Consider the following 14,598-nt stretch of genomic DNA (forward strand, 5'->3'; position numbering starts at 1 on the left):
GGTTTACTTACCAGCCTTTCCGACCTTGCGGCGGATTTGTTCGCCGGCGTAGCGAACGCCCTTGCCCTTGTAGGGGTCAGGCTTGCGCAGCTTGCGGATGTTGGCAGCAACTTCGCCGACCTGCTGCTTGTTGATACCGGAGACGGAGAGCTTGTTAGCGCCCTCCACGGCGAAGGTGATGCCTTCGGGGGCATTCACGATCACCGGGTGGCTGAAGCCCAGGGCGAACTCAAGGTTCGCGCCCTTGGCCTGCACGCGGTAACCGGTGCCGACGATCTCGAGGTCCTTCTTGTAGCCCTCGGTCACGCCAACGATCATGTTGTTGATCAGCGTGCGGCTCAGGCCATGCAGGGACCGGGATTCGCGCTCGTCGTTCGGGCGGGCAACGGTGAGGGTGTTCTCGTCCAGGGACACCGTGATCGGCGAAGCCAGCGTGTGGCTCAGTTCGCCCTTGGCGCCCTTGACGGAGACGACGTTGCCGTCGACCTTGACCTCAACGCCGGCGGGAACGGTGATGGGGAGACGTCCAATACGTGACATTTAATCTCTTCCTTTCCGTTACCAGACGTAAGCGAGGACTTCGCCGCCCACGCCCTTCTTGCCGGCCTGACGATCAGTCATCAGTCCGGAAGAGGTGGACAGGATTGCGATGCCCAGGCCACCGAGCACGTGCGGCAGGTTGGTGGACTTCGCGTAAACGCGCAGACCGGGCTTGGAGATGCGGCGGATGCCGGCGATGGAACGCTCGCGGTTCGGACCGAACTTGAGTTCCAGGGTCAGCTTCTTGCCGACCTCGGCCTCTTCTTCCTTCCAACCGGCGATGTAGCCTTCGGCCTTCAGGATGTCGGCGACGCGAGCCTTGAGCTTGCTGTACGGCATCGACACCGAGTCGTGGTAAGCCGAGTTGGCGTTGCGCAGACGCGTGAGCATGTCTGCGACAGGATCTGTCATAGTCATTGTGGGCTCTTGCCCTTCCTCGTAACGGTTTCCTCGCTCCGGTCAGCGCTGGGCGCCGGGGCGGGACCTTTCACGTAGCTAGATTAGTCTTCGGTCTTGAACGGGAAGCCCAGCGCCTTCAGCAGCGCACGGCCCTCGTCATCGGTCTTGGCGGTGGTCACTACGGTGATGTCCATGCCGCGCACGCGGTCGATCTTGTCCTGATCGATCTCGTGGAACATCGACTGCTCGGTCAGACCGAAGGTGTAGTTGCCGTTGCCGTCGAACTGCTTGCCGTTGAGGCCGCGGAAGTCGCGGATACGGGGCAGGGCCAGCGAAACCAGGCGGTCAACGAATTCCCACATGCGGTCGCCGCGCAGCGTCGCGTGGGCGCCGATCGGCATGCCTTCGCGCAGCTTGAACTGGGCGATGGACTTGCGGGCCTTGGTAACCTGCGGCTTCTGACCGGTGATCTGGGTCAGGTCGCGCACGGCGCCGTCGATGAGCTTGGAGTCCTTGGCGGCATCTCCAACACCCATGTTGACAACGACCTTGACCAGGCGCGGAACCTGGTTCACGTTCTCGTACTTGAACTCGTCCCGCAGAGCCTGCTTGATCTCGCCGGCGTAGCGAGTCTTCAGACGGGGGACGATCTTGGTGACAGTCTCAGTCATTAGAGGTCCTTCCCGGAGGCCTTGGACACGCGGATGCGCACAGTGCGCTCACGGCCATCACGCTCGACGGTTTCGGTGCGGTAGCCAACCCGGGTCGGCTTCTTGGTCTCGGGATCGACGATCGCGACGTTCGAGATGTGGATCGGAGCCTCAACGGTCTCGATGCCACCGGTCTTCGTGCCGCGCTCCGACTGTCCGGCCTTGGTGTGCTTGGTGACGCGGTTGACGCCTTCAACCAGCACACGGTTGGTCTCCGTGAACACCTTCAGGACCTTACCCTGCTTGCCGCGGTCGCCGCCGCGCTCTGCCTTGGCACCGGTGATGACCTGAACCAGGTCACCCTTCTTGATCTTGTACTTAGCCATGGACTACAGCACCTCCGGAGCCAGCGAAATGATCTTCATGAACTTCTTGTCGCGAAGCTCACGGCCAACCGGACCGAAGATACGGGTGCCGCGGGGATCGCCGTCGTTCTTGAGGATCACGGCTGCGTTCTCATCGAACTTGATGTAGGAACCGTCCGCACGGCGGCGTTCCTTCTTGGTGCGAACGATGACAGCCTTGACGATGTCACCCTTCTTGACGTTGCCGCCGGGAATTGCGTCCTTGACGGTGGCAACAATGGTGTCGCCAATGCCTGCGTAGCGACGGCCGGATCCACCGAGAACGCGGATGGTCAAGATTTCCTTGGCACCCGTGTTGTCGGCGACCTTCAGTCGCGACTCCTGCTGAATCACTTATTACTCCTGTCGTCGCGCTGGTTCTCATGAACTGAGCCTTGCGGAACGGATATGGGTAGCCCGCACCGTAACTCCCCCTGGCCACACGCGTGTGCAGTCCGAAGGCGGTTGCGGGAATTTGCCTATTCTGTCCAGGCGGAAGGATGGATGGTCCTCCCAAACGGCACAGGCAAGATTACTAGTTTATGACCAAGACACCCCGGACGTGAAATCACGGCCAGGGGCTTGTACTTTTCAAAGGGTTCGCGGTCTACATTTCGACGACCACGTTCCCTCCCAAACCCTTCCGGTTGCTCCGGCGGACCGGGATCCTAGATGCCGGAAGGGAAACTTAAAGGGTGCGGGGCCCGCCCGCTTGGCAGGCGGGCCCCGCGCAGGACTTCAAGTCCTACTTGGCCTTTTCGATGATCTCGACCAGGCGCCACCGCTTGGTGGCGGACAGCGGCCGGGTCTCGGCGATCAGAACCAGGTCGCCGATGCCGGCGGAGTTCTGCTCGTCGTGGGCCTTGCGCTTTTCGGTCCGGCGGATCACCTTGCCGTACAGCGCGTGCTTCACGCGGTCCTCAACCTCGACCACGATGGTCTTGTCCATCTTGTCCGAGACGACGTAGCCGCGGGCGGTCTTACGGTAACCGCGAGCCTGAGTGGCTTCTTCCACAGTTGCATCCTTGTTCGTGTTTTCGCTCACTTGGCCTCATCCTCCGAAGCGGGGGTTGCGGTCTCGGCGGTGTCGGCGTCAGCAGCCTTTTCAGACTTCTTAGCCTTCTTGGCCTTCTTCTCCTCGGCCGGGGCTGCAGCTGCAGCCTCAACCTCGGGGCGAATGCCCAGCTCGCGCTCGCGCAGCACGGTGTAGATGCGTGCGATGTCGCGCTTGACTGCCTTCAGGCGGCCATGGTTTTCCAGCTGACCGGTGGCGGACTGGAAACGGAGGTTGAACAGCTCCTCCTTGGCCTTGCGCAGCTCCTCTGCGAGACGGTCCTTATCGAAAGTCTCGAGCTGATCGGTTGCCAGTTCCTTTGAACCAACTGCCATTTCTATTCACCACCTTCGCGACGCACAATGCGTGCCTTCAACGGCAGCTTGTGGATCGCCAGGCGCAGTGCCTCGCGAGCTACCTCTTCATTGACACCGGAGAGTTCGAACAGAACCCGACCCGGCTTGACGTTTGCGACCCACCATTCCGGCGAACCCTTACCGGAACCCATACGGGTTTCGGCCGGCTTCTTGGTCAGCGGGCGGTCCGGATAAATGTTGATCCAAACCTTGCCGCCACGCTTGATGTGGCGGGTCATCGCAATACGGGCCGCTTCAATCTGGCGGTTGGTGACGTATGCCGGCGTCAGAGCCTGGATACCCCACTCGCCGAAGCTGACTTCGGTGCCGCCGGTAGCAGCGCCGGAACGACCCGGGTGGTGCTGCTTGCGGAACTTAACTCGACGTGGGATAAGCATTTAAGCTTCTCCTCCTTCTGCCGCCGGCGCTGCCTCAGCGGCAGGTGCCTCGGCCTTGGCTGCGCCCTCGCCTGCGGCGGGAGCGCCAGGACGGTCATTACGACGACGGCGCTCGCCACCGGCGGGGCGGCCCGGGCGGTCGCCACGGCCACGCGAGGACGGAGCAGCTGCCTGCTGGGCAGCCAGTTCCTTCGCGGTCACGTCGCCTTTGTAGATCCAGACCTTGACGCCGATGCGGCCGAACGTGGTCTTGGCCTCGAAGAAGCCGTAGTCGATGTTCGCACGCAGGGTGTGCAGGGGCACACGGCCTTCGCGGTAGAACTCCGAACGGCTCATTTCAGCGCCGCCGAGGCGACCGGAGCACTGGACACGGATGCCCTTGGCGCCGGCGCGGGTCGCGGACTGCATGGCCTTCTTCATGGCGCGGCGGAAAGCCACGCGGGAAGTCAGCTGCTCAGCGATGCCCTGGGCAACCAGCTGTGCTTCGATCTCCGGGTTCTTGACCTCGAGGATGTTCAGCTGCACCTGCTTGCCGGTGAGCTTCTCCAGCTCGCCGCGGATGCGGTCTGCTTCGGCGCCGCGGCGGCCGATGACAATGCCGGGGCGGGCGGTGTGGATGTCCACACGCACGCGGTCACGGGTACGCTCGATCTCAACCTTCGCGATGCCCGCGCGGTCCATGCCCGTGGACATCAGCTGGCGGATCTTCACGTCCTCGCGGACGAAGTCCTTGTAGCGCTGGCCGGCCTTGTTGCTGTCAGCGAACCAGTGGGAGACATGGTCGGTGGTGATACCGAGTCGGAATCCGTGCGGGTTTACTTTCTGTCCCACTTACTGGTCCTCCTCTTTCTCCGGGGTAGCGACAACAAGCGTGATGTGGCTGGTCCGCTTCTTGATACGGTAGGCACGCCCCTGGGCGCGCGGCTGGAACCGCTTCATGGTGGGGCCTTCATCCACGAATGCTTCGCTGATGTAGAGGTCGCTCTCGTCAAAGGCGACGCCATCACGGTCCGCGATAACGCGGGCGTTGGCGACGGCTGACGCGAGTACCTTGCTGACCGGCTCCGAAGCTGCCTGCGGGGCAAACTTCAGGATTGCCAGAGCCTCATTCGCCTGCTTGCCACGAACAAGGTTGACGACGCGCCGGGCCTTCATAGGCGTCACGCGAATATGGCGCGCAATAGCCTTGGCTTCCATTGCTTTCCTTCTCTCGTCTTCTGCCGAAAGAGTAAGCGCCTAGCGGCGCTTGCCCTTGCGGTCGTCCTTCACATGGCCGCGGAAAGTCCGCGTCGGGGCGAATTCGCCGAGCTTGTGCCCGACCATCGACTCAGTGACAAACACCGGGATGTGCTTGCGTCCGTCGTGTACGGCGATCGTGTGCCCGAGCATGTCGGGAACGATCATCGAACGGCGGGACCACGTCTTGATGACGTTCTTGGTGCCCTTTTCGTTCTCTGCAGCGACCTTTACGTAGAGGTGCTGATCGACGAAGGGGCCTTTCTTCAGGCTGCGTGGCATGTTCCCAGGCTCCTATCGCTTGTTCTTGCCAGTACGACGGCGACGCACAATCAGGCGGTCGCTTTCCTTGTTCGGGCGGCGGGTGCGGCCCTCGGGCTTGCCGTTCGGGTTGACCGGGTGGCGGCCACCGGAGGTCTTGCCCTCGCCACCACCGTGCGGGTGGTCGATCGGGTTCATGGCCACACCGCGGACGGTCGGGCGGACGCCCTTCCAGCGCATACGGCCGGCCTTGCCCCAGTTGATGTTCGACTGCTCGGCGTTGCCGACCTCGCCGATGGTTGCGCGGCAGCGCACATCAACGTTGCGGATTTCGCCGGAGGGCAGACGGAGCTGGCCGTACTTGCCTTCCTTGGCTACCAGCTGCACGGAGGCACCGGCGGAGCGGGCCATCTTGGCACCGCCGCCCGGCCGCAGCTCCACAGCGTGGATCACGGTACCGACGGGGATGTTGCGCAGCGGCAGGTTGTTGCCCGGCTTGATGTCGGCGCTGGCGCCGGCCTCAACGGTGTCTCCCTGCTTCAGCTTGGCCGGGGCCAGGATGTAGCGCTTGGTGCCATCAACGTAGTGCAGCAGTGCGATCCGCGCGGTGCGGTTCGGGTCATACTCGATGTGAGCGACCTTGGCGGGCACGCCGTCCTTGTCGTGACGACGGAAGTCGATCAGACGGTACTGACGCTTGTGTCCGCCGCCCTTGTGGCGGGTGGTGATCTTGCCGGAGTTGTTACGGCCGCCGGACTTGGTCAGCGGACGCAGCAACGACTTTTCCGGTGTCGACCGCGTGATTTCGGCAAAGTCGGCTACGCTCGAGCCGCGACGGCCCGGTGTAGTCGGCTTGTATTTACGGATTCCCATAGTTCAATTCCTCGTTAAAGTGGTCTCCGCTTAAGAAAGCGGACCGCCGAAGATGTCGATTGTGCCTTCCTTCAGGGTGACAATGGCGCGCTTGGTGTCTTTGCGCTGTCCCCATCCGAAACGGGTGCGCTTGCGCTTCCCGGCACGGTTGATGGTGTTGATCGAGTCGACCTTGACGGAGAAGATCTTCTCCACGGCCAGCTTGATCTCGGTCTTGTTCGAGCGCGGGTCGACCAGGAAGGTGTACTTACCTTCGTCGATCAGGCCGTAGCTCTTCTCCGAAACGACGGGAGCAAAAATCACGTCGCGGGGATCTTTAGTGGTGGTCGCGCTCACTTGGCGTCCTCCTTGGCAGTTGCTTTAGCTGCGACGAACGCGTCGTAGGCGGCCTTGGTGAAGACCACGTCATCGGAAACCAGCACGTCGTAGGTGTTCAGCTGATCCACGTAGATGGTGTGAACTTCCTCGATGTTGCGCAGGCTCAGGGCCGCAACATCGTTGGCGCGCTCGATGACTACGAGCAGGTTCTTGCGTTCGGTGATGGCGCGCAGGGCCTCGGTGGCAGCCTTGGTGGACGGCTTCTCGCCGGCAACCAGGGTTTCCAGGACGTGGATGCGGCCGTTGCGTGCCCGGTCGGAGAGGGCGCCGCGCAGGGCAGCTGCCTTCATCTTCTTGGGGGTGCGCTGGCTGTAGTCGCGCGGGGTCGGGCCGTGCACCACGCCGCCGCCGGTCATGTGCGGAGCGCGGATCGAACCCTGACGGGCGCGGCCGGTGCCCTTCTGCTTGAACGGCTTGCGGCCGGCACCGGAAACCTCGGCGCGGGTCTTGGTCTTGTGGGTTCCCTGACGGGCAGCAGCGAGCTGTGCGACGACGACCTGGTGCAGCAGCGGCACGTTGGTCTGGACGTCGAAGATCTCTGCAGGCAGGTCAACCTTGAGCGTGTTAGCCATTGAACTAGGCTCCCTTCACAGCGGAACGGACGAGAACGACCGAGCCGCGAGCACCGGGAACGGCACCCTTGATCAAGAGCAGCGAGTTCTCAGTGTCCACAGCGTGAACGGTCAGGTTCAGCGTGGTCTGTTGGGCGGCGCCCATGCGGCCGGCCATGCGCTGGCCACGGAAAACGCGGCCCGGAGTGGACGCGCCACCGATGGAGCCGGGCTTGCGGTGGTTTTTGTGCGCGCCGTGCGAGGCGCTCACACCGGCGAAGCCGTGACGCTTCATAACACCGGCGAAGCCCTTGCCCTTGGTGGTTCCGACAACGTCGACCTTCTGGCCGGCTTCGAACAGCTCCACGGAGAGTTCCTGGCCCAGCTCGTAAGAGTCGGCATCGGAGGTGCGCAGCTCGACCACGTGCCGGCGCGGAGTAACTCCGGCCTTCTCGAAGTGGCCGGCCAGCGGCTTGGTCACCTTGCGCGGGTCGATCTGGCCGAAGCCGATCTGAACGGCGGTGTAGCCGTCGACGTCCGCAGAGCGCAGCTGGGTGATGACGTTGGAGTCAGCCTTGACGACGGTGACCGGGATGAGCCGATTGTCAGCGTCCCAGACCTGGGTCATGCCGAGCTTGGTGCCCAGCAGGCCTTTTACTTGGCGTGTAGTGGTAGACATATTAATCCGCACTCCCCTACAGCTTGATTTCGATGTTCACGTCCGCCGGCAGGTCGAGACGCATCAGCGAATCGACGGCCTTCGGCGTGGGATCGATAATGTCGATCAGCCGCTTGTGGGTGCGCATTTCAAAGTGCTCCCGGCTGTCCTTGTACTTGTGCGGCGACCGGATAACGCAGTACACGTTCTTCTCGGTGGGCAGCGGCACGGGGCCGACTACCGTTGCGCCTGCACGCGTGACCGTCTCAACGATCTTCCGTGCTGAAACATCAATGACCTCATGGTCATATGACTTCAGACGGATGCGGATTTTCTGTCCCGCCATGGCGTCTCCGCTCTCTTTCTCAGTGCTGCTCTGTGGACTTTCTTCCTGTGCGCCCCGACGGCCGCAACTCCGGCGTGCCTGGCGCTCCTCCGGCAGACTGAATCCGGATGAATCCGGGTTCCTCACCCTGCTGAGGCTCCGACCCCCGCGGTCGGGCGTGTCGCGAACATTCTGCGCACTCCGCCCGCTCAAAATGGAGGGTGGGTTATATTTGGGCTTTCAGGCCAGTGGAGCCTGACCCTGCCCCGGGCATTATCCCGGGCGGGACACGGCTTCGCACATAGACATGCAAAAGCGCTTGAACAACTCGTCTAGTGTGTCAGACTTTGGCCGCGATTGCGAATTGACGCCTGCGCACCCGATGGCGGCCCGGCTAATGCGGCGCTATGGCGCGCACCGGCTCCCGGTGCAATGCTGGTGCCTAACCGCCCTGGTGGGACCAGATGCCCTGCAGCGGTACCTTCGTTGCAGCATCCGTGGGCTGCAACGGAACTCTGTAGCAGCTTACCGTGTTGCAGCTCGGTTGCAGCTCACCTTGTTGCAGCGGAATCTATGTCTAACGGGAGGACAGTCGCGAATGACACTGAACAGCGAGCATCTGGCGGCCTCGATCCCGTCCGATTTCACCGTGGGAGTGGCGACCGCGGCGTTCCAGATCGAGGGTGCCGTGGCCGAAGACGGCCGCGGACCGTCCGGCTGGGACGCCTTCACCCATGAGCCGGGCCGAGTCGCCGGCGGCGCCACGGCAGACACCGCCTGCGACCACTATCACCGGATGCCGCAAGACGTGGAACTGCTGGCCGAGCTTGGGGCGGACTCGTACCGCTTTTCGCTGTCCTGGCCGCGGATCCAGCCCGGTGGCCGGGGACCGGTCAACCAGCGGGGCATCGACTTCTACGACCGGCTACTCGACGAGTTGCTGTCACGGGGCATCTCCCCCATGTGCACGCTCTATCACTGGGACACGCCCCTGCCGCTGGAGCATGCCGGAGGCTGGCTGAACCGGGACACCGCCTACCGGTTGGCGGACTTTGCCGCCATTGCCGCGGAAAAGTTCGGCGACCGGGTGGAGCGCTGGGTGACCATTAACGAGCCGACCACCGTCACTCTCAACGGCTACGGCCTGGGTGTCCATGCGCCGGGCCACGCCGGACTGTTCGATGCCTTGCCCGCGGCGCACCATCTTCTCCTGGCGCACGGGCTCAGCCTCTCGGCGCTGCGGGCCGGCGGTATCGCGGGCGAGGCCGGCATTACCAACGTCTACTCCCCCGTGGTCGGAGCAAAGGACGGACTGGCCAATGCTGTGCTGGTCGAATTGTTCGATGTGCTGCACAACAAGATGTTCTCCGATCCGGTGCTGCTGGGCCGCTATCCAGACTTCAATCCCATGCTGAAGCCGTTCCTGCAGTACCTGCGGGAAATCCCGGACGAAGACCTGGCCATCATGAGCCAACCGCTGGACTTCTACGGGCTGAACTACTACTTCCCCACGCGGATCGGCATCGGCCCTGGTCCCTCAACGGGGCCGGACGCGATCCCGGACGGGCTGCCGGAGCCGCTGCTGGAGCAGGGCGCCGAGTTGCCGTTCCACCTGGCCGGCTGGCCCGGCTATCCGAGAACCGAGTTCGGCTGGCCGGTGGCTCCGGACTACCTGCCCGTGGCCCTGGCCGAGATGGCCGAACGCTATCCGGACCTGCCGCCGGTCTACATCACCGAGGGCGGCGCCAGTTTCAAGGATGTGGTGGTGCCTGATGCACTGACCCACGAACCGTCGGTGGCCGACGTGCGGCGGGTGGACTATCTGGCCCGGCACCTTGAAGCCGCCCTGTCCGCCACGGCACCCGGCGGGCCGGCCGCGGGCATCGACCTGCGCGGTTATTACGTCTGGACTTTCATGGACAACTTCGAATGGGCGGCCGGCTACAGCCAGCGGTTCGGGCTGGTCTACGTGGACTTCGCCACCCAGCATCGGGTCCGCAAGTCCTCGTTCCATTGGCTTAAGGACCTCATGGAGCGCCGCCGTCGTGATTCAGGTACCCGCGGCGCCGCAGCGCCGGGGCATACCGCGGCGGACAGCGCCGCCGTCCAGAACGCACGGCCGCAGGCCTGAAGCTGCTACTGTTTGCCGTCGTTCGCCCGCCGGACGCGGCGCACACGTTCCAGTTCATGGCGGAAATACCGCCTGCCCCAAAACACTGCCCCGACCACTGCGGCGATCAGGCCGATAATGATCCACACAAGGAGCCATTCCATGGTTCCGATCCTAGTGGTAGAGCCGGAAACTTCGTTGCGTTTCACCGGTTCCAAGGGCGGCGCGCAGGTCTATTCTGGGAAATGTCCACCGCAGATGCTCCCAGGAGGCTGAAATACCATGCTCAGCACCACCACCATGACGACGGTCCTGCCCGTGAAGGACATGGACCGGGCGCGCGCGTTCTACCAGGACTCCCTCGGCTTGAAGCCCGCGGGCTCCAATGGGGACGATTCGTTCATGTTTTCCAGCGGCGGGTCCAACGCCGTGGAACTCATCGTTCGGCCGGAGGCCGATACCTCGGACCACACCTCGGTCAGTTTTGAAGTGGCTGATCTTGAATCCGAGATGTCCGACCTGGCTGGCAAGGGCATTGAATTCGCCGACTACGACCTGCCGGGCCTGAAGACCGAGAACCACATCGCTGTCAGTGAGCACCAGCGCTGCGCGTGGTTCCCGGATACCGAAGGCAACATCCTCTGCCTGCACCAGAACATCTGACCTGCTGGAGACTGATCCCTGCCGGCAGCGGCAGGCTGCATCGAACGCCGTAAACGGTATTAAAAGGAGAACCCCCGCCGTCGTGAGACGGCAGGGGTTCTCCTGATTCTGGCCGGATTCCTCCGGTCAGCAGATCACAAGTTACTTGGTGATCTTGGTGACGCGGCCCGAACCAACGGTGCGGCCGCCTTCACGGATAGCGAAGCCGAGGCCCTCTTCCATAGCGATCGGCTGGATGAGCTCAACGGTCATCTCAGTGTTGTCGCCCGGCATGACCATTTCGGTGCCTTCCGGCAGCGTGATAACGCCGGTCACGTCGGTGGTGCGGAAGTAGAACTGCGGACGGTAGTTCGAGTAGAACGGGTTGTGGCGGCCGCCTTCATCCTTGGACAGGATGTAGACGTTGGCCTCGAAGTCGGTGTGCGGGGTGATCGAACCCGGCTTCACGATAACCTGGCCGCGCTCCACGTCTTCGCGCTTGATACCGCGCAGCAGCAGACCACAGTTCTCGCCTGCCCATGCTTCGTCGAGCTGCTTGTGGAACATCTCGATACCGGTAACGGTGGTCTTCTGGACCGGGCGGATGCCGACGATCTCGACCTCGGAGTTGATGGCGAGGGTACCGCGCTCGGCGCGGCCGGTCACCACGGTGCCGCGACCGGTGATGGTGAAGACGTCTTCAACCGGCATCAGGAACGGCTTGTCCTTGTCGCGGATCGGGTCCGGAATGTACTCGTCAACGGCGTCCATCAGGTCCTCAACGGACTTGACCCACTGGGCGTCGCCTTCCAGGGCCTTCAGGCCGGAAGTGCGGATGACCGGTGCGTTGTCGCCATCGAATTCCTGCGAGCTGAGCAGCTCACGGACTTCCATCTCGACCAGGTCGAGCAGTTCCTCGTCCTCAACCATGTCCGACTTGTTCAGGGCCACCAGCAGCGTCGGAACGCCAACCTGGCGGGCCAGCAGAACGTGCTCGCGGGTCTGGGCCATCGGGCCGTCAGTCGCGGCAACCACCAGGATTGCGCCGTCCATCTGGGCGGCACCGGTGATCATGTTCTTGATGTAGTCAGCGTGGCCGGGGGCGTCCACGTGTGCGTAGTGGCGCTTCTCGGTCTGGTACTCGACGTGCGAGATGTTGATGGTGATACCGCGCTGGCGCTCTTCCGGGGCAGAGTCGATAGCTGCGAAGTCACGCTGCTCGTTGAGATCGGGGTACTTGTCAGCAAGCACCTTGGAAATGGCAGCGGTCAACGTGGTCTTACCGTGGTCAACGTGACCGATGGTGCCGATGTTGACGTGCGGCTTAGTCCGCTCGAACTTTGCCTTCGCCACGGGTTCCTCCTAGAACGTTTTGAGAAGAATTGCTCTCCGGACGCGATTGTCACGGCCGAAACTTGAACAAGTCTACTTCGGGCTTTTGTATTTGGTGAAATTACTGGTTCCGTCAGGTACCGGCAAAAGGATTGCGCGGTTCCCTCCGAGGGGTTGTGCCGGCGGCCGGCTGCAATGCTGTGGCCGGCCGCTGGCACGGGGCGTGCCGGGTCCTTACGGATAAGGACCCGCCACCATGGTTTTACTCGCCGCGCGTCTTCTGGATGATCTCGTCGGCAACAGCCTTCGGGACCTCAGAGTAGCTTTCGAACTGCATCGAGTACACCGCACGGCCCTGCGTCTTGGAACGCAGGTCGCCGATGTAACCGAACATCTCGGAAAGCGGAACGTTAGCGCGCACAACCTTCACGCCACTAGCGTCCTCCATGGACTGGATCTGTCCACGGCGGGAGTTCAGGTCGCCGATCACGTCGCCCATGTATTCCTCAGGGGTACGTACTTCGACGGCCATCAGCGGCTCGAGCAGGACCGGGTTGGCGCGGCGTGCGCCTTCCTTGAAGACCTGGGAACCAGCGATCTTGAAGGCCATTTCCGAAGAGTCGACGTCGTGGTATGCGCCGTCGAGCAGGATGGCCTTGACGCCGACCAGCGGGTAGCCGGCCAGCACGCCGAGCTGCATGGCATCCTGGATGCCAGCGTCGACCGAGGGGATGTATTCGCGCGGAATACGGCCACCGGTGACCTTGTTCTCGAACTCGTAGAAGGTGCCGTCGGAGGTGTCCAGCGGTTCGAAGGAAACCTGGACCTTCGCGAACTGGCCGGATCCACCCGTCTGCTTCTTGTGGGTGAAGTCGACCTTCTCGACAGCCTTCTTGATGGTTTCGCGGTAGGCAACCTGGGGCTTGCCCACGTTGGCCTCGACCTTGAATTCGCGGCGCATGCGGTCCACCAGGATATCCAGGTGCAGCTCGCCCATGCCGCCGATTTCGGTCTGCCCGGTCTCTTCGTTCAGCGAAACGGTGAACGTCGGGTCCTCGGCGGACAGCTTCTGGATGGCCGTGGAGAGCTTCTCCTGGTCGCCCTTGGTCTTCGGCTCGATGGCCACGAAGATCACCGGCTCCGGGAAGGACATGGATTCGAGGACGATCGGGGCCTCGACGGCAGACAGGGTGTCGCCGGTGGTGGTGTCCTTCAGGCCGATCACCGCGTAGATGTGGCCTGCATGCACCTCATCCACCGGGTTTTCCTTGTTGGCGTGCATCTGGAAGAGCTTTCCGATGCGTTCCTTCTTGCCCTTCGTGGTGTTCAGCAGCTGCGCACCGGAGGTGGCCTTGCCGGAGTACACGCGGATGAAGGTCAGCTGGCCGAAGAACGGGTGCGCCGCAATCTTGAACGCCAGGGCGGAGAACGGCTCGTCCTCGCTCGGCTTGCGGGTCAGTTCAACTTCTTCGTTCTTCGGATCGTGACCGATCATCGACGGAACGTCCACCGGGGAGGGCAGGTAGTCGATGACGGCGTCCAGCATCGGCTGCACGCCGCGGTTCTTGAACGCGGAGCCACAGAAGACCGGGTAGATCTCCGAGTTGACGACCATCTTGCGGATGCCCGCCTTCAGCTCGTCGATCGAGATCTCTTCGCCTTCGAGGTACTTCTCCATGAGTTCGTCCGAGGACTCGGAAACAGTCTCAACGAGCTGCGCGCGGTATTCCTCGGCCTTGGCCTGCAGGTCGGCGGGGATCTCCCGCGTCTCGTAGGCAGCACCCATGGTGACGTCGCCCTTGGCGTCGCCTTCCCATACCAATGCCTTCATGGTCATCAGGTCCACGACACCAATGAAGTCGTTCTCGGAGCCGATCGGCAGCTGCATGACCAGCGGCTTGGCACCGAGGCGCTTGATGATGGTGTCCACCGTGAAGTAGAAGTCAGCGCCGAGCTTGTCCATCTTGTTGACGAAGCAGATGCGTGGAACTTCGTACTTGTCGGCCTGGCGCCATACAGTCTCCGACTGCGGCTCCACACCTTCCTTGCCATCGAAGACAGCGACGGCACCGTCGAGGACGCGCAGCGAACGCTCAACCTCCACAGTGAAGTCCACGTGGCCCGGGGTGTCGATGATGTTGATCTGGTTCTGGTTCCAGAAGCAGGTCACCGCGGCGGAGGTGATGGTGATGCCGCGTTCCTTTTCCTGTTCCATCCAGTCAGTGGTCGACGCACCGTCGTGAGTTTCGCCGAGCTTGTGGTTCACACCCGTGTAGAACAGGATGCGTTCGGTAGTGGTGGTCTTGCCGGCATCGATGTGGGCCATGATGCCGATATTGCGGACCTTCGTGAGGTCGGTTAGCACGTCCAGTGCCACAATGTCTCCCTTTGTAGGTGAGGGGTACGACGACGGCGGTTAGCGCCGCCGTCG

The 14,598-nt window shown here is 62.7% G+C and carries 21 protein-coding genes; 2 read left to right on the forward strand and 19 right to left on the reverse strand.

Annotated elements, in window-relative coordinates; translation table 11 throughout:
• Window positions 1–3 precede the first annotated feature (3 nt).
• The 16 genes from rplF to rpsJ all read right to left on the reverse strand — a co-directional run bounded on the left by rplF (window position 4) and on the right by rpsJ (window position 8,104).
• Window positions 4–540, reverse strand: coding sequence for a 50S ribosomal protein L6 (gene rplF, locus E4J89_RS04665; RefSeq protein WP_136784913.1), 537 nt, complete (start codon window positions 538–540; stop codon window positions 4–6).
• 18 nt (window positions 541–558) lie between these two features.
• On the reverse strand, window positions 559–957 hold the full coding sequence (gene rpsH, locus E4J89_RS04670) for a 30S ribosomal protein S8 (protein ID WP_136784914.1): 399 nt from the start codon (window positions 955–957) through the stop codon (window positions 559–561).
• 83 nt (window positions 958–1,040) lie between these two features.
• Window positions 1,041–1,610, reverse strand: coding sequence for a 50S ribosomal protein L5 (rplE, locus tag E4J89_RS04675; protein ID WP_127511071.1), 570 nt, complete (start codon window positions 1,608–1,610; stop codon window positions 1,041–1,043).
• Window positions 1,610–1,975, reverse strand: coding sequence for a 50S ribosomal protein L24 (rplX, locus tag E4J89_RS04680; RefSeq protein WP_136784915.1), 366 nt, complete (start codon window positions 1,973–1,975; stop codon window positions 1,610–1,612). Before rplX ends, rplE begins: the two co-directional genes overlap by 1 nt.
• A 3-nt stretch (window positions 1,976–1,978) precedes the next feature.
• Window positions 1,979–2,347: a 50S ribosomal protein L14 gene (rplN, locus tag E4J89_RS04685; protein WP_127511069.1), complete on the reverse strand. Its 369-nt coding sequence runs from the start codon at window positions 2,345–2,347 to the stop codon at window positions 1,979–1,981.
• A 391-nt stretch (window positions 2,348–2,738) separates the two neighbouring features.
• Window positions 2,739–3,038 (reverse strand): 30S ribosomal protein S17, encoded by a 300-nt coding sequence (rpsQ, locus tag E4J89_RS04690; protein ID WP_127511068.1) that lies wholly within the window; start codon window positions 3,036–3,038, stop codon window positions 2,739–2,741.
• A complete protein-coding gene (gene rpmC / locus E4J89_RS04695; RefSeq protein ID WP_136784916.1) occupies window positions 3,035–3,382 on the reverse strand; it encodes a 50S ribosomal protein L29 in 348 nt (115 codons plus the stop codon). The genes rpsQ and rpmC overlap by 4 nt, the downstream gene beginning before the upstream one ends.
• A gap of 2 nt (window positions 3,383–3,384) precedes the next feature.
• The gene (gene rplP, locus E4J89_RS04700) at window positions 3,385–3,801 is read right to left on the reverse strand and encodes a 50S ribosomal protein L16 (protein ID WP_127511066.1); all 417 of its coding nucleotides are present in this window, start codon (window positions 3,799–3,801) and stop codon (window positions 3,385–3,387) included.
• A complete protein-coding gene (gene rpsC / locus E4J89_RS04705) occupies window positions 3,802–4,632 on the reverse strand; it encodes a 30S ribosomal protein S3 (protein ID WP_136784917.1) in 831 nt (276 codons plus the stop codon). It lies immediately after the preceding gene.
• Window positions 4,633–4,998, reverse strand: coding sequence for a 50S ribosomal protein L22 (gene rplV, locus E4J89_RS04710; protein WP_136784918.1), 366 nt, complete (start codon window positions 4,996–4,998; stop codon window positions 4,633–4,635).
• A 39-nt stretch (window positions 4,999–5,037) separates the two neighbouring features.
• On the reverse strand, window positions 5,038–5,319 hold the full coding sequence (gene rpsS, locus E4J89_RS04715; protein ID WP_136784919.1) for a 30S ribosomal protein S19: 282 nt from the start codon (window positions 5,317–5,319) through the stop codon (window positions 5,038–5,040).
• 12 nt (window positions 5,320–5,331) lie between these two features.
• On the reverse strand, window positions 5,332–6,171 hold the full coding sequence (rplB, locus tag E4J89_RS04720; protein ID WP_136784920.1) for a 50S ribosomal protein L2: 840 nt from the start codon (window positions 6,169–6,171) through the stop codon (window positions 5,332–5,334).
• Window positions 6,172–6,201: 30 nt separating this feature from the next.
• Window positions 6,202–6,507, reverse strand: a complete 306-nt coding sequence (rplW, locus tag E4J89_RS04725) for a 50S ribosomal protein L23 (RefSeq protein ID WP_136784921.1) — start codon at window positions 6,505–6,507, stop codon at window positions 6,202–6,204.
• Window positions 6,504–7,121 (reverse strand): 50S ribosomal protein L4, encoded by a 618-nt coding sequence (gene rplD / locus E4J89_RS04730; RefSeq protein ID WP_136784922.1) that lies wholly within the window; start codon window positions 7,119–7,121, stop codon window positions 6,504–6,506. The genes rplW and rplD overlap by 4 nt, the downstream gene beginning before the upstream one ends.
• A 4-nt stretch (window positions 7,122–7,125) precedes the next feature.
• On the reverse strand, window positions 7,126–7,779 hold the full coding sequence (gene rplC / locus E4J89_RS04735) for a 50S ribosomal protein L3 (RefSeq protein WP_136784923.1): 654 nt from the start codon (window positions 7,777–7,779) through the stop codon (window positions 7,126–7,128).
• Window positions 7,780–7,795: 16 nt separating this feature from the next.
• Window positions 7,796–8,104 carry a 30S ribosomal protein S10 gene (rpsJ, locus tag E4J89_RS04740; RefSeq protein ID WP_003803825.1) on the reverse strand — a complete coding sequence of 103 codons (309 nt, stop codon included), beginning with the start codon at window positions 8,102–8,104 and terminating at the stop codon, window positions 7,796–7,798.
• 577 nt (window positions 8,105–8,681) lie between these two features.
• Between rpsJ and E4J89_RS04745 the strand changes: the two genes are divergently transcribed.
• Entirely contained in the window at window positions 8,682–10,214 is a 1,533-nt protein-coding gene (locus E4J89_RS04745; RefSeq protein WP_136784924.1) for a family 1 glycosylhydrolase, read from the forward strand.
• 5 nt (window positions 10,215–10,219) lie between these two features.
• Here the strand turns inward: E4J89_RS04745 and E4J89_RS19355 are convergent, their stop codons facing one another.
• Window positions 10,220–10,357, reverse strand: coding sequence for a hypothetical protein (locus tag E4J89_RS19355; RefSeq protein WP_169303919.1), 138 nt, complete (start codon window positions 10,355–10,357; stop codon window positions 10,220–10,222).
• Window positions 10,358–10,475: 118 nt separating this feature from the next.
• Here E4J89_RS19355 and E4J89_RS04750 point away from each other — a divergent pair, with 118 nt between their 5' ends.
• Window positions 10,476–10,856 (forward strand): VOC family protein, encoded by a 381-nt coding sequence (locus tag E4J89_RS04750; RefSeq protein WP_136784925.1) that lies wholly within the window; start codon window positions 10,476–10,478, stop codon window positions 10,854–10,856.
• A 141-nt stretch (window positions 10,857–10,997) separates the two neighbouring features.
• Here E4J89_RS04750 and tuf read toward each other — a convergent pair whose 3' ends face one another.
• Together tuf and fusA are read right to left on the reverse strand one after the other, a co-directional pair.
• On the reverse strand, window positions 10,998–12,188 hold the full coding sequence (gene tuf, locus E4J89_RS04755) for an elongation factor Tu (protein WP_136784926.1): 1,191 nt from the start codon (window positions 12,186–12,188) through the stop codon (window positions 10,998–11,000).
• Window positions 12,189–12,429: 241 nt separating this feature from the next.
• Window positions 12,430–14,544: an elongation factor G gene (fusA, locus tag E4J89_RS04760; RefSeq protein WP_136784927.1), complete on the reverse strand. Its 2,115-nt coding sequence runs from the start codon at window positions 14,542–14,544 to the stop codon at window positions 12,430–12,432.
• Between the last annotated feature and the right edge of the window lie 54 nt (window positions 14,545–14,598).

The sequence above is a fragment of the Arthrobacter sp. CAU 1506 genome (assembly GCF_005047635.1).
In the GTDB taxonomy this organism is placed as follows: Bacteria; Actinomycetota; Actinomycetes; order Actinomycetales; family Micrococcaceae; genus Crystallibacter.

Excerpts from the sequence above, each read along its gene's own strand:
- E4J89_RS19355 (WP_169303919.1), bottom strand. The coding sequence starts at position 10,357 with ATGGAATGGCTCCTTGTGTGGATCATTATCGGCCTGATCGCCGCAGTG.
- rpmC (WP_136784916.1), bottom strand. The coding sequence starts at position 3,382 with ATGGCAGTTGGTTCAAAGGAACTGGCAACCGATCAGCTCGAGACTTTC.
- rplD (WP_136784922.1), bottom strand. The coding sequence starts at position 7,121 with ATGGCTAACACGCTCAAGGTTGACCTGCCTGCAGAGATCTTCGACGTC.
- rplE (WP_127511071.1), bottom strand. The coding sequence starts at position 1,610 with ATGACTGAGACTGTCACCAAGATCGTCCCCCGTCTGAAGACTCGCTAC.
- rpsJ (WP_003803825.1), bottom strand. The coding sequence starts at position 8,104 with ATGGCGGGACAGAAAATCCGCATCCGTCTGAAGTCATATGACCATGAG.
- rplX (WP_136784915.1), bottom strand. The coding sequence starts at position 1,975 with ATGGCTAAGTACAAGATCAAGAAGGGTGACCTGGTTCAGGTCATCACC.
- rplC (WP_136784923.1), bottom strand. The coding sequence starts at position 7,779 with ATGTCTACCACTACACGCCAAGTAAAAGGCCTGCTGGGCACCAAGCTC.
- rpsH (WP_136784914.1), bottom strand. The coding sequence starts at position 957 with ATGACTATGACAGATCCTGTCGCAGACATGCTCACGCGTCTGCGCAAC.
- rplF (WP_136784913.1), bottom strand. The coding sequence starts at position 540 with ATGTCACGTATTGGACGTCTCCCCATCACCGTTCCCGCCGGCGTTGAG.
- rplP (WP_127511066.1), bottom strand. The coding sequence starts at position 3,801 with ATGCTTATCCCACGTCGAGTTAAGTTCCGCAAGCAGCACCACCCGGGT.
- rplB (WP_136784920.1), bottom strand. The coding sequence starts at position 6,171 with ATGGGAATCCGTAAATACAAGCCGACTACACCGGGCCGTCGCGGCTCG.
- rplV (WP_136784918.1), bottom strand. The coding sequence starts at position 4,998 with ATGGAAGCCAAGGCTATTGCGCGCCATATTCGCGTGACGCCTATGAAG.
- E4J89_RS04745 (WP_136784924.1), top strand. The coding sequence starts at position 8,682 with ATGACACTGAACAGCGAGCATCTGGCGGCCTCGATCCCGTCCGATTTC.
- rpsS (WP_136784919.1), bottom strand. The coding sequence starts at position 5,319 with ATGCCACGCAGCCTGAAGAAAGGCCCCTTCGTCGATCAGCACCTCTAC.
- E4J89_RS04750 (WP_136784925.1), top strand. The coding sequence starts at position 10,476 with ATGCTCAGCACCACCACCATGACGACGGTCCTGCCCGTGAAGGACATG.